12 protein-coding genes are annotated in these 12287 nt (G+C 59.3%); 6 read left to right on the top strand and 6 right to left on the bottom strand.

The features are described 5' to 3' along the window. Positions 1-42: 42 nt before the first annotated feature. Positions 43-1368: a sigma-54 dependent transcriptional regulator gene (locus AC1DRN_RS20815; protein WP_223458167.1), complete on the bottom strand. Its 1326-nt coding sequence runs from the start codon at positions 1366-1368 to the stop codon at positions 43-45. Positions 1369-1710: 342 nt separating this feature from the next. Here AC1DRN_RS20815 and AC1DRN_RS20810 point away from each other — a divergent pair, with 342 nt between their 5' ends. From AC1DRN_RS20810 to nhaB, 3 genes are all read left to right on the top strand, one after another. Next, on the top strand, positions 1711-1977 hold the full coding sequence (locus AC1DRN_RS20810; protein ID WP_108217494.1) for a hypothetical protein: 267 nt from the start codon (positions 1711-1713) through the stop codon (positions 1975-1977). 288 nt (positions 1978-2265) lie between these two features. Beyond that, positions 2266-3555, top strand: a complete 1290-nt coding sequence (locus tag AC1DRN_RS20805; protein ID WP_457265986.1) for an NHL repeat-containing protein — start codon at positions 2266-2268, stop codon at positions 3553-3555. Between the two features lie 78 nt (positions 3556-3633). Further along, positions 3634-5136 carry a sodium/proton antiporter NhaB gene (gene nhaB / locus AC1DRN_RS20800; RefSeq protein WP_223458171.1) on the top strand — a complete coding sequence of 501 codons (1503 nt, stop codon included), beginning with the start codon at positions 3634-3636 and terminating at the stop codon, positions 5134-5136. Between the two features lie 90 nt (positions 5137-5226). Here the strand turns inward: nhaB and zwf are convergent, their stop codons facing one another. Further along, positions 5227-6741, bottom strand: coding sequence for a glucose-6-phosphate dehydrogenase (gene zwf / locus AC1DRN_RS20795; protein WP_223458173.1), 1515 nt, complete (start codon positions 6739-6741; stop codon positions 5227-5229). Beyond that, on the bottom strand, positions 6738-7718 hold the full coding sequence (gnd, locus tag AC1DRN_RS20790) for a phosphogluconate dehydrogenase (NAD(+)-dependent, decarboxylating) (RefSeq protein ID WP_223458175.1): 981 nt from the start codon (positions 7716-7718) through the stop codon (positions 6738-6740). The genes zwf and gnd overlap by 4 nt, the downstream gene beginning before the upstream one ends. 272 nt (positions 7719-7990) lie before the next feature. Here gnd and AC1DRN_RS20785 point away from each other — a divergent pair, with 272 nt between their 5' ends. After that, the gene (locus AC1DRN_RS20785) at positions 7991-8173 is read left to right on the top strand and encodes a DUF6026 family protein (protein WP_223458176.1); all 183 of its coding nucleotides are present in this window, start codon (positions 7991-7993) and stop codon (positions 8171-8173) included. Positions 8174-8373: 200 nt separating this feature from the next. Further along, a complete protein-coding gene (locus tag AC1DRN_RS20780) occupies positions 8374-8583 on the top strand; it encodes a hypothetical protein (RefSeq protein ID WP_223457083.1) in 210 nt (69 codons plus the stop codon). A gap of 74 nt (positions 8584-8657) precedes the next feature. On the opposite strand, the gene AC1DRN_RS20775 is transcribed toward AC1DRN_RS20780, so the two are convergent. The 3 genes from AC1DRN_RS20775 to zapE form a co-directional block, all read right to left on the bottom strand. Continuing rightward, on the bottom strand, positions 8658-9149 hold the full coding sequence (locus AC1DRN_RS20775) for a GNAT family N-acetyltransferase (RefSeq protein ID WP_223458178.1): 492 nt from the start codon (positions 9147-9149) through the stop codon (positions 8658-8660). A gap of 117 nt (positions 9150-9266) precedes the next feature. Next, positions 9267-9848, bottom strand: coding sequence for a DinB family protein (locus AC1DRN_RS20770; protein ID WP_457265985.1), 582 nt, complete (start codon positions 9846-9848; stop codon positions 9267-9269). A gap of 26 nt (positions 9849-9874) precedes the next feature. Next, positions 9875-10993, bottom strand: coding sequence for a cell division protein ZapE (gene zapE, locus AC1DRN_RS20765; RefSeq protein WP_223458182.1), 1119 nt, complete (start codon positions 10991-10993; stop codon positions 9875-9877). A 159-nt stretch (positions 10994-11152) separates the two neighbouring features. Between zapE and AC1DRN_RS20760 the strand changes: the two genes are divergently transcribed. Then, positions 11153-12205, top strand: a complete 1053-nt coding sequence (locus AC1DRN_RS20760) for an aldo/keto reductase (RefSeq protein ID WP_457265984.1) — start codon at positions 11153-11155, stop codon at positions 12203-12205. The last annotated feature ends 82 nt before the right edge of the window (positions 12206-12287 follow it).

Below are 12287 nucleotides of genomic sequence, written 5' to 3'. Positions count from 1 at the left end.
CAGCAATTTCAATCGCAGCGTTTTTTTGTTCAAAGCTGCGGTTCAGCGAATCTGGTGCTTGTGCAACAACCGGTAGAAGGTCGGTCGCGACACACCCAATACTTTGGCGGCGACACTCAGGTTATCGCTGTGGCGGCTCAATACGTCACACAATGCCTGGCGTTCGGCCCGGCTCTTGTATTCTTCGAGGGTACCCATCGGCGCGACGATTGTATGCGGACTGATCAACCCCAGATCACGGGCCTCGATCTGCCGGCCTTCGGCCAACACCAGCCCGCGACGAACGCGGTTGGCCAGTTCGCGAACATTGCCTGGCCAGTCGTGTTTGCCCATGGCAATCAATGCGTCTTCGCTGAAGCTGCGTGGGCGGCGCCCGGTTTCATGGCTGTAGAAATGGGAGAAGTGGTTGGCAAGCGTCGCCAGGTCGCCATGGCGCTCGCGCAGTGGAACGGTCGCCACTTGCAGTACGTTCAAGCGGTAATACAAGTCTTCACGAAAGCGTTTCTTCGCGATGGCGGCTTCAAGGTCGACGTTCGTCGCCGCCAGAACCCGCACATCCACCGCAATCGGCTGACTGCCGCCCACTCGCTCGATGTGTTTTTCCTGGAGGAACCGCAACAGGTTGGCCTGCAACTCCAGTGGCAGGTCACCGATCTCATCGAGAAACAGAGTGCCCCCGTTGGCGGCTTCTATCCGTCCGACCTTGCGTTGGTGCGCGCCGGTAAATGCGCCTTTCTCATGGCCAAACAGCTCGGACTGGATCAAGTGTTCGGGAATCGCACCACAATTGATCGCGATAAAGGGTTTGCTGTGACGCTGGGACAGACGATGCAGGGTGCGTGCGACCAGTTCCTTGCCAGTGCCGCTTTCACCCCGAATCAACACCGGAGATTCGGTCGGAGCCAGTTTGCTCAACAGCTTTCGCAGTTCACGGACAGGTTTGCTGTCACCCAGCAATTCGTGCTCGGGCTGGTCAACATGGACCGTGCCCTGCCCGCGCAACCGCGCCATGCCAAACGCCCGGCCCAGCGTGACCTGAACCCTGGACACATCGAATGGCAAGGTATGAAAGTCAAAAAACCACTCACAGACGAAGTCACCGACATTTTGCAGGCGCAGCACTTCCTGATTGAGTACGGCTATCCATTCGGTGCCACTGCGGCTGATCAATTCCTTGACGGCTTCCGGGTGCTCAAGGTGAGAGGGCTGCAAGCGCAACAAGCCCACGTCACAGGTTCGGTCAGTGGCGTTCGCCAGCGTGCAGCTATCAACGTCCCAACCGATAGCGCGCAATCCAGGGAGCAGACGATAGCAATCGTCACAGGGGTCCACCACTAACAAACGTCGTAAAGCAGGCGCATCGCTCATGACTGTTCCTTGGCGCCAAATTTAAGAAATTTTATTAAAAACAGTCATTTGGCAGACCTGACTGTAACATTAGCAAGAATTTGACAGGGCCTTGTACTGTTTGACTATAGCGACGCTGTAAAACCAGTTATAAGTTGTGATTATGTTAGTTACCTAACGACTCTTTCCTTTCATTGCGCTTTCAATGCCAGCCTCATTCTTGAGCCTGTGAAATAAAGTGGAAATTAATTTTGATTGTGTGTGACCCAAGCCCCGGTTGCGGGCATCAGTACAAGTAACCAGCCGAACGGTAAGCCCAACCGACGGCACATCACTTGATTGGGCATACAGAGAGAAGACCCTATGAACGCCCCGCTCCGTATCAACGAAGCACTGCTGATTGCCGACCGCGCATTCAAACCATTCAAATGCGTGGCCTGGGCCCCACAAGACGGTAATGGCGAACTCAGCCTGACCGTTATCGACCGCACCAGCACCAGCATTGGCCGCAAGCAGATCCCAAGCAGTGCCTACTCCGACCCTGAACAGCTTGAACGTCTGCTGGAACAGGCCCGCGCCGAATTGAGCGAGGAAGGTTACACACTGCAGTCGTGGTCGATGCCGCACTAATCGTTTTGCGGATTACTCCGGGGTAGTCCGCACCCTCCCCCCTTGTCATTAGTCGGGTTGATCGTTTTCACCGATCCGCACTCATTTCCCGCACAAATTAGAACTATTGCGCACCCGGTACTTTGCAGGCTTGCCATTGGTTCGAAAAGACACTGTTGTGGCACACAACGACTCTCCGTCTGTGAGTTCTCACCGTTGCGCATCTCATCATTCAGGGATTGAATATTCTCCCTACATAGTCGCCGCCCAAACTTCTGGATCAGGACGACTCGCAAGGAGATGCGGTGCATGTCACGCCAGTCCGCTTTTGCCTTCTCCGCCACCCGGAACCCCCCCGGGACCCTCGATACGACGTTTGCCGCCAACGGCAAAACCCAGGTGTATTTCGTCGACAGCCTTTCCAGCCTCGCCAATGACATTGCGATCGATGCGCAGGGCCGCTTGCTGGTAGCCGCAAAAGTCGCCATGGCCGATGGCAGCCGCTTTGGTCTGGCCCGCTTGCTGGAGGATGGTTGCGCAGACCTCGCGTTCGGCAAGCAAGGTAGTGTCATCGGCCAATTCGAACCGGGATTCGAAGCCATGGGCGCCAAGGTTCTGGTCATGCCCGACGGCAATATCCTGTTGGCCGGGCTGCACTACGAAAACGCGCACCGCACGCTCCCGGCCCTCGCCTTGCTGGATCACCAGGGTCGCCTGGTTCAGAGCTTTGGCGATAATGGCCGCCGCGTCGTGCGACTGCCTGGCGGTCTGTCCCTGGGCATCCGCGATGCCTGGCTGCCACCCGGCGTGCCGGGCGCGGAAGCCTGCGATATCGCCATACAGCAAGACGGCCGGATCCTGATCCTGGCCAACCATCACTACGAACTGGCCGATCACGTCGGCCTGTTGATACGGCTGGATGCCGAAGGCTCGCTGGACTGTTCGTTCAACGGTAGCGGCTTCGTGGTGGTCAGGCACCTGCTGATGAATACCTGGCTCAGCAGCCTGACGGTACAACGTGATGGCCGAATTCTGGTCGGTGGATCGATCAACTTTCCTGAAGAAGGCTTGCTGGCGCGCTATCACGCGGACGGCCGCCTCGATGACCGTTTTGCCGTAGATGGATTCATGGCCTTCAAGGCGCAAGGGCATGGCGCCCGGGTCAGTCAGGTGGTCCAGCAAAACGACGGCGACATCCTGTGTTTTGGCAGCAGCTGCGAGCCGATGCACTGCCTGACATTTAAAATGCGCAGCAATGGCCGACCCGACAATCATTGTAACCGCGGACAACCACAGCGGCTGCAAATCGGTCACAGCGGATGCCAGTGGATCGCCGCGCAGTTACAGCCCGATGGCGGTGTGCTGACAGCGGGTGCAACCATCGGCGGCGTTGAAGCAGACTTCATACTCGGGCGATACCTGCCCAACGGCCATCCCGATCGCCGCTTTGGCAAAGGCTGCGGCTGTACGCGTACTCGCCTGGGCCCCAGCCCGGATACCGCCACCTGTGTCACGGTGCAGGCCGATGGAAACATCGTGGCTGGCGGCTATTCGCTGCAGGGTAGTTACAAGGCAGTCGTCGCGCGCTTTCTGGGCTAAACCGATGGGTTTTTCCTGTGCTTGATCTTCTCGCCCGCTTACGGCAACTTGCGCGCTTCTTAAAACAAGGAGCAGCCGATGTCCGGTTCAATGGCCCAGGCGTTCGCGCACAACTTTCTCGGGAACTCGCCCCGTTGGTATAAGGCCTGCATCGTCGGCTTTCTGATTCTCAATGCCCTGGTGCTGTGGACCGCAGGCCCGGTGGCGGCCGGCTGGCTGCTGGTGCTTGAGTTCATCTTTACCCTGGCCATGGCGCTCAAGTGTTATCCGCTGATGCCCGGCGGCCTGTTATTGATTGAAGCCCTGTTGCTGAAGATGACCACGCCACAGGCGCTGTACGACGAGTTGCTGCACAATTTCCCGGTGATCCTGCTGCTGATGTTCATGGTGGCCGGTATCTATTTCATGAAGGACTTGTTGCTGTACCTGTTCTCGCGCCTGCTGTTGGGGGTTCGTTCCAAGGCCCTGCTGGCCCTGATGTTCTGCTTTCTGTCGGCGTTTCTGTCGGCGTTCCTCGATGCCTTGACCGTGACTGCCGTGATCATCAGTGCCGCCGTAGGCTTTTACTCGGTGTATCACCGCGTCGCCTCTGGTAACGATCCGCGTCTGGACAGCGAGTTCAGCGACGACAAACATCTGCCCACCCTCCATCAGGGTGATCTCGAACAGTTCCGCGCCTTTCTGCGCAGCTTGCTGATGCACGGTGCCGTGGGTACCGCATTGGGCGGAGTCTGCACGCTGGTCGGTGAACCGCAGAACCTGCTGATCGGCCATGAAATGGGCTGGCACTTCTCCGACTTCTTTACCCGGGTTGCGCCGGTATCCCTACCGGTACTGGTTGCCGGGCTGATCACGTGCGTGCTGCTGGAAAAGCTGCGCTGGTTCGGATACGGCACGCTGCTGCCGGATAACGTCCGCGCGGTACTGGCCAACTACGCCGCCGAAGACAATGCCGAGCGCACCGCGCGTCAAAGTGCAGCGCTGCTGGTGCAAGGCTTTGCCGCATTGATTCTGATTGCCGGGCTGGCGTTCCACATTGCCGAAGTGGGTTTGATCGGTTTGATGGTGATCGTGCTGATCACCGCCTTTACCGGCATCACCGACGAACACCGTCTCGGCACCGCGTTCAAGGACGCCATGCCGTTCACCTCATTGCTGGTGGTGTTTTTCGCCGTGGTCGCGGTGATTCACGACCAGCAACTGTTCGCACCGCTGATCCACTGGGTGCTGGCGCTGCCGGCGGACCAACAACCGGGCATGCTGTTCATTGCCAACGGCCTGCTGTCTGCCATCAGCGACAACGTGTTCGTGGCGACCATTTACATCACCGAAGTGAAGCGCGCATTCATGGCGGGTGAGATGACCCGTGAGCATTTCGAGACGCTGGCCATTGCGATCAATACCGGCACCAACCTGCCGAGCGTGGCGACCCCGAACGGCCAGGCGGCGTTCCTGTTCCTGCTGACCTCGGCGATCGCACCGCTGGTGCGCCTGTCTTACGGGCGGATGGTCTGGATGGCGTTGCCGTACACCGTGGTGATGGGCTTGCTCGGGTGGTATGCGGTGAGCTACTGGCTGTAACCGCCGGAGCAAAATGTCGGAGCAGGCTCGCACACAGTTGATCTGTGTCGGACACGAAACCTGTGTACACCCTCCCACAGGAGATACGTGTTATCCGAGGCGGTGCCAGACGCGGCCGTCGCGAGTCAGCAACTCTTCGCCGGCCTTGGGGCCGTTTTCCCCGGCGGCATAGCCCTGCACGCTGGAATCCTGCTGCAAGGCATCCAGGAACGGCTGCACGGCGCGCCAGCCGTTCTCGATATTGTCGGCGCGCTGGAACAGAGTCTGATCGCCCGTCAGGCAATCGTAGATCAGGGTTTCGTAGCCGGTGGACGGCTGCATCTCGAAGAAGTCCTTGTAGGCGAACCCCAGCTCGATGTTGTCCATCTTCAGGGCCTGACCGGGACGCTTGGCCAACAGGTCGAACCACATGCCTTCGTTGGGCTGGATCTGAATGCGCAAATAGGTCGGCTGCAACTCGTCGACCTCGGTATCGCGGAACTGCGCATAGGGCGCCGGTTTGAAACAGATGACGATCTCGGTGTCACGCACGCTCATGCGTTTACCGGTACGCAGGTAGAACGGCACGCCGACCCAGCGCCAGTTGTCGATCATGACCTTGAGGGCCACATAGGTTTCGGTATTGCTGTCGGGTGCGACCTTGTCTTCCTGGCGATAGCCCGGCAGTGCCTTGCCGTCGATCTGACCTGCAGTGTATTGACCGCGCACCGAGTTGGCGCGGGCCTCCTCCACCGTCCAGGGCCTGATCGCGCCGACGACCTTGGCTTTCTCGCCGCGCACCGCATCGGCGCCAAACGCGGCGGGTGGTTCCATCGCCACCATCGCCAGCAGCTGGAACAGGTGATTGGGCACCATGTCCCGCAGGGCGCCGGTGTGCTCATAAAAACTGCCACGGGTTTCCACGCCGACGGTTTCGGCGGCAGTGATCTGCACGTGATCGATGTAGTGATTGTTCCAGAACGCTTCGAACAGGCTGTTGGAAAAACGGCTGACCAGAATGTTCTGCACGGTTTCCTTGCCCAGGTAATGATCGATCCGGTAGATCTGCTTTTCCGTCATCACCTTGAGCAGGCAGGCGTTCAAGGCCTCGGCCGTTTGCAGGTCAGAGCCAAAGGGTTTTTCGATCACGACCCTTCTGAACGCCTCGGGGGTCTCCTCCAGCAAGCCGGCGCTACCGAGGCGGCGTGCCACTTCACTGAAGAAACGCGGTGCGGTGGCCAGGTAGAACACCGCATTGCCGGTTCCGCTGTCGGCGATTTTCGCCGCCAGCGCTTGATAAGTGCTGTCGTCCAGGAAATCGCCCTGGACGTAGCTGATGCCTTTGGCGAGTCTGGACCAGACCGCCGGATCAAGGGTGTGGTCACCCTTGCCAGCCATCTCGTTTCGAATGAAATCTTCGAGCTTTTGCGCAAAGCCTTCATCGCTGATGGCGTTGTGGTCAACGCCGATGATCCGCAGTCCATCCCCGAGTAGCCCGTTGCGCTTGAGGTTATACAGCGCCGGTACCAACAGACGCTTGACCAGGTCACCGTGGGCGCCAAACAGAAACAGCGTCGTTGGTGGTGCGGGTTCAGCCTTGGATTTCCTGCGGATCACATGGGTCATTTTTTCGAGGTCTCCACGTGGCCGCCGAAGCCGAAGCGCTGGGCCGAGAGAACCTTGTCGCCAAAGGTCCCTTGCCCACGGGAGCGGTAGCGGGAGAACAGCGAGTTGGACAGCACCGGTACCGGCACCGCTTGCTCCATCGCAGCTTCGATGGTCCATTGACCTTCACCGCTGTCGGCCACGGACCCGGAGTAACCGTCGAGCTTTGGATCGCTGGCCAGGGCGTCGGCAGTCAGGTCGAGCAACCACGAGGACACCACGCTGCCACGACGCCAGACTTCGGCGATGTCGGCGACGTTCAGGTCGAAACGCTGGTCTGGCGCAAGGTTCTCGCTGTTTTTGGTTTGCAGGATGTCGAAGCCTTCGGCGAAGGCCTGCATCATTCCGTACTCGATGCCGTTGTGGATCATCTTCACGAAATGTCCTGCGCCGGCGGGACCGGCGTGAATGTAGCCGTGTTCGGCACGCTCGTCATCGGACTTGCGGTCCCTGGTGCGCGGGATATCGCCCAGGCCCGGGGCCAGGGTTTTGAACAGCGGGTCGAGGCGCTTAACGGTCTCGGCATCGCCGCCGATCATCATGCAGTAGCCGCGCTCCAGACCCCAGACGCCGCCGGAGGTGCCGACGTCGATGTAATGCAGGCCTTTTTCCGACAGGGTCTTTGCCCGGCGGATATCGTCCTTATAGAAGGTGTTGCCGCCGTCGATGATGGTGTCACCGGCTTCGAGCAAGGTGCTCAGGGTATCGATGGTTTCTTCGGTCGGCGCGCCGGCCGGCAACATGACCCACACCGCACGTGGCCTGGCCAGGCCAGCGACCAGCGCCGGCAGATCGGTGACGCCCGTGGAGCCTTCTGTGGCCAGGGCTTCGACAAAGGCGGTATTGCGGTCAAAAACAACGGTGGTGTGCCCGTTGAGCATCAGGCGCCGCGCAATATTGCCGCCCATGCGGCCCAGTCCAATAATCCCGAGTTGCATGTACTGATGCTCCCTACTACAAATAAAAGTGTGTCAAAGGTTATAGCCCAACGCGACTCATGAGGTTAGTCCAGAGCGTTGGCGTGAAGTTTCCGGGCATTGTGCCCGATCCTGATGGATAACGTCGGGAATCAAACCGAAGACACAACGACCATGAAAAATAAAAAAGTTCCCTTCGGGGGCAAAAGAAATCAAAATTGGCGCCGATAGTAGGTCAGCCGCGGATTTCGAGGCGTACCTACAGTTGAGACACGCCATTTGCGAGGTGAGCAATGGGCACAGTACACACCGCACTGCCAGCACAAACCCTTTACGTCACTATCCGTCGCGATGAATTGCGCCAGTTGAAAGACGAACGCGATCAATTGAAACAGGAGCTGGCGCAGTTGCGACTGCTGCTGCAAGGCAATCAGGTGCAGCCCCTGGCTGTGACGCAACGCGCCCCACTCGCCTGACCCCTCCTTTCAAGCGGGAGCAGTCTGCACTGCTTCCGCGCCGGCTCGCGAACTACTCCGAGCAGGCTTCCCGCGCTAGCCATGAAGGCCGTTGGTGAAGCTGATTCCCATTTAACGGATTCGGCGGATAATGCCATTTCGACACTGCTTCATTGACTCATGGACGAAAGGCATCCGACATCTGTAGTGGGAGGCAAACCATGAAACGCACCGCATTGATCCTCGCCGGCCTGATGGCTTTGGGCTCAACCAGCGCTTTTGCCGAAGGCGGAGCCGAGCGCATGCGCTATTACTACGAAAGCCTGCGACTGGCCCAGCAACAAGCCTTGGGCCACCCCATCCAAAGCACTGAGCTGCGGGTTCCGGACGATCAAACCGCACAAATGACTGAAACCTACAGACCGAAATGATCCATGGACCTCTGACATGTAGTCGGAGAAGACTGTCGGGCGTCTTGATGGACGCCCTTTTTTTGCCTGTTGAGTCAGAGGCTCTTGGTCCAGAACAGCATCCGCCCATGGGCCGGGTCGAACATGCCGGCGGCGAAACCGGCTTTTTCATACGACCCCTGCGCCACGGCATTGCCTTCCAGCACTTCCAGGGTGAGCTTGCAGCAACCACGCTGACGGGCGATGTCCTCGACCTTTTGCAGCATCTTCTGGCTCAAGCCCATACCGCGAAACTTTTTCACCACGCACACATCGTGCACATTGACCAGCGGCCGGCAGGCAAAGGTCGAGAATCCCTCGAAGCAATTGACCAGCCCGGCCGGCTCGCCCCCGACAAAGGCCAGCACACTGAAGGCGTGGGGGCGCCTGGCGAGCTCTGCCGGGAGTTGCGCCAGTACATGGGCTGGCAACGGCTGGCCACCTCCCATCGGGTCCTCGGCGTAGTGGTTCAACACCAGACAAATAGCCTCGGCATGCACCGGATTGGTGTAACTGGCCTGAAGCACAAGAATTTCTGCGGAGTCCATTTCCATCCTCGATCACACATGAAGTAGCCCCCAGCATGTACTTCACGCTGAAGTGCCGGCTGACCATAGCGCGAGCACCATGGTATCGACAATCGCAACCGCAGAAATCTCTGGTGCTCAAGCGCCCCAGATCAAGGCTTCGGTCCACCCCAGTTCGGCAAAATCCTCGGCCCGCAAGTGCGACTCACCGGCACAGAAAAACTCGTCGAGTTGCGGGGGATTGACCGAGGTGCCGCTGAGCATGGCGTGAACCTGTCCTCGATGATGGATCTGGTGTTCGAACAAATGGGACAGCAGGCGCAAGCGACTGTCGTGTTGCGGGGTGTCGCGGGCGATGGTCACGATTTTGCCGAGGTCGGCGTCGCGCATCTGCTCGCAGTAGGCGATCAGCCGACGGTCGACGTGGGCCTGTTCGCGAACGAGGTCCGCCGCCACGAGGCAGGGTTCGTCTTCCTTGAAAAACACCCGGCAATCGGGATGCGGATCGTCGCCGCGCAATTCGCGCTCCAGGGCGTCCACATAAAACCAGTTACAGGTGAGGATGTGATTGAGAGTGGTGCGGATCGTGGGGAAGAAACTGACCCGGGGTGCGGTCAGTTCCTGCGGGCTCAACTGACGCCAGGCCTTGGCCAATCGGTGATTGGCCCAGGCGTTCTGATAGGCCATGGTCAGCAAATGATGCGACAGGGGCTGATTCATGCTCACTGCTCCCGATCAAATCCCGATCAAACTTCGGCAAACCGCTGCAGTTGCATTTCCTGCAATCGGCTGAGGGTGCGGCGGAACGGGAATTCCAGATAACCCTCGGTGTAAAGCGACGCCATTGGCACTTGCGCTTCAAGGTACAGCGGCACCTTGCGGTCGTAGCACTCGTCCACCAGGGCAATGAACCGTCGCACACCGTCGTCATGCACCGACAACTGCGGCAACTCACGATCCCCCGCCACTACCCGCTCGACACCGTCCTCGGTGCCACGGGCAATGCGCCCGGCGCGTTTCTGCGCGCTGAGGCTGGGCACCTCACTCAACAGAATAGCGCTGTAGGTATCGCACAGAGCGATGAAATCCATGGCCGCGAAGGGTTGCTCGCACAGCGCGGCGTAACGGGTCCAGAGCACCGTCGGGCTGGCCTTGACCACCTCAAGTGAGCGGTAACCGACCTGGATCGGGTCGCTCGATATTGACTGGCCGACGCTTAATACCTGGAACACTTCATCCAGTGCGCCGGGCCTGCCGGGCTCGGCCACCCAATAACGCTGCGAACCGGCACCCGGATGCAGGCGATGGTCTTCCCCGCCATCCACTGCAATCACTTGCATATGCTGCTTGATCGCCGCGATGGCGGGCATGAAACGGTCGCGATTGAATCCGTCGGCGTACAAATGGTCCGGCGGCAGGTTGGAGGTGCAGACCACCACCACGCCCTGTTCGAACATCACCTGGAACAGGCGCCCGAGAATGATCGCGTCGCCGATGTCGTTGACGAACAACTCGTCGAAACACAGAACGCGCACTTCTTCGGCCAATTCACGGGCCAGCGCCTTGAGCGGATCGGCGGTGCCGGTCAGTTGAAACGAGCGTTGGTGCACCCAGCCCATGAAGTGGTGAAAGTGCTGGCGCCGCGCCGGCACCCGAAGACTTTGGTAGAACTGGTCCATCAACCAGGTCTTGCCCCGCCCTACCGGCCCCCACAGGTATACGCCGGAAATGGGCGAACGGCCTTCATGCAGCGCTTCATGGCATTTTTGCAGCGCCCACACGGCATATTCCTGGGCCTCGTCCTGGACGAAGCCCTTTTGTTCGATGGCGTGCTGCCAGGCGCTTAAGGGGGAATCGATAGTCATGGGCGGCAGTATGCCATTGCGCATGGAAAACGCGACCGGTGATCGGCGGTTTTGTGCAGGAAAGAAAAGCACCTTGACGCATTAGATTGCTATCATCATATTTAATAAATGTCGCAAACAATCTATTAAATCCTGTCGCCACCCCTCTGGAGTCATCCCATGCATTACAAAGTCTTCGGTCGTAAAACCGGCTTGCGTGTTTCCGAACTGGCGCTGGGCGCCGGTAATTTCGGTACCGGTTGGGGCCATGGCGCCGAGCGTGACGAAGCAAAACGCATTTTTGAGGGTTATCGGGAGGCCGGCGGAAACTTCATCGATACCGCCAACGGCTATCAGGGCGGGCAGTCCGAGGCCATGCTCAGCGAGTTCATCGCCGCAGAACGGGATAGCCTGGTCATCGCCACCAAATACACCCTCGGGACTACACCCGCGGCCGACATTTCCCACACCGGTAACAGCCGCAAGAACATGGTGCGCGCCGTCGAAGAAAGCCTTAAACGCCTGAAGACCGATCATATCGACCTGTTCTGGGCGCACATGAGCGATGGCGTCACGCCCATGGAAGAGATCCTGCGCGGCTTCGACGACCTGGTCAGTGCCGGCAAGATTCATTACGCCGGGCTGTCGAACTTCCCTGCGTGGCGCATCGCCCGCGCCGACCTGCTGGCGCAGATACGTGGCTTTGCACCGATTGCGGCGATCCAGGTCGAGTACAGCCTCGCCGAACGCACCGCCGAGCGCGAACAACTGCCGATGGCCGAAGCCCTGGGCCTGGCCGCGACCCTGTGGTCGCCGCTGGGTGGCGGCTTCCTGACTGGCAAGTATCGCAACAGCGAGGGCGACAACCGCGCGAACAAGCTCGGCGTGCTGATTCATGCTGAAAAAAGCGCCCGGGAAACCGCCCTGCTCGACACCTTGATCGACGTCGCCACTGCACTCGATGCCAGCCCGACCCACGTGGCCATTGCCTGGTTGCGGGAACAGGCCAAACGCTCGACCACGGCGCTGATTCCGATCCTCGGCTCCCGGACTCGTGAACAGCTGGACGCGACGTTGGGCGCGCTGAATGTGCAGTTGAGTGCTGAGCAACTGGCACGACTCGATGGCGTCAGTGACGTGGCCAAGGGCGTGCCGCACGAATCCATCAGCGGTTCATCCGCACGCTTCAGCGGTGGTCAGATCCTCGACCTGCCAATGATTCCGGTAGCCTGACACCCATCAAACCTGTGGGAGCGAGCTTGCTCGCGATGAGGCCATGCCAGCCAACAGAGATGTTGAATGCAAGACCGCCATC

This window comes from Pseudomonas sp. P5_B3, from assembly GCF_056400405.1.
Note: the sequence above shows the minus strand (reverse complement) of the source record. Positions and strands in the feature narration are given on the sequence as shown.

Excerpts from the sequence above, each read along its gene's own strand:
- AC1DRN_RS20780 (WP_223457083.1), top strand. The coding sequence starts at position 8,374 with ATGAAACGCACCGCATTGATCCTCGCCGGCCTGATGGCTTTGGGCTCA.
- AC1DRN_RS20815 (WP_223458167.1), bottom strand. The coding sequence starts at position 1,368 with ATGAGCGATGCGCCTGCTTTACGACGTTTGTTAGTGGTGGACCCCTGT.
- nhaB (WP_223458171.1), top strand. The coding sequence starts at position 3,634 with ATGTCCGGTTCAATGGCCCAGGCGTTCGCGCACAACTTTCTCGGGAAC.
- zapE (WP_223458182.1), bottom strand. The coding sequence starts at position 10,993 with ATGACTATCGATTCCCCCTTAAGCGCCTGGCAGCACGCCATCGAACAA.
- AC1DRN_RS20770 (WP_457265985.1), bottom strand. The coding sequence starts at position 9,848 with ATGAATCAGCCCCTGTCGCATCATTTGCTGACCATGGCCTATCAGAAC.
- zwf (WP_223458173.1), bottom strand. The coding sequence starts at position 6,741 with ATGACCCATGTGATCCGCAGGAAATCCAAGGCTGAACCCGCACCACCA.
- AC1DRN_RS20775 (WP_223458178.1), bottom strand. The coding sequence starts at position 9,149 with ATGGACTCCGCAGAAATTCTTGTGCTTCAGGCCAGTTACACCAATCCG.
- gnd (WP_223458175.1), bottom strand. The coding sequence starts at position 7,718 with ATGCAACTCGGGATTATTGGACTGGGCCGCATGGGCGGCAATATTGCG.
- AC1DRN_RS20805 (WP_457265986.1), top strand. The coding sequence starts at position 2,266 with ATGTCACGCCAGTCCGCTTTTGCCTTCTCCGCCACCCGGAACCCCCCC.
- AC1DRN_RS20785 (WP_223458176.1), top strand. The coding sequence starts at position 7,991 with ATGGGCACAGTACACACCGCACTGCCAGCACAAACCCTTTACGTCACT.
- AC1DRN_RS20810 (WP_108217494.1), top strand. The coding sequence starts at position 1,711 with ATGAACGCCCCGCTCCGTATCAACGAAGCACTGCTGATTGCCGACCGC.
- AC1DRN_RS20760 (WP_457265984.1), top strand. The coding sequence starts at position 11,153 with ATGCATTACAAAGTCTTCGGTCGTAAAACCGGCTTGCGTGTTTCCGAA.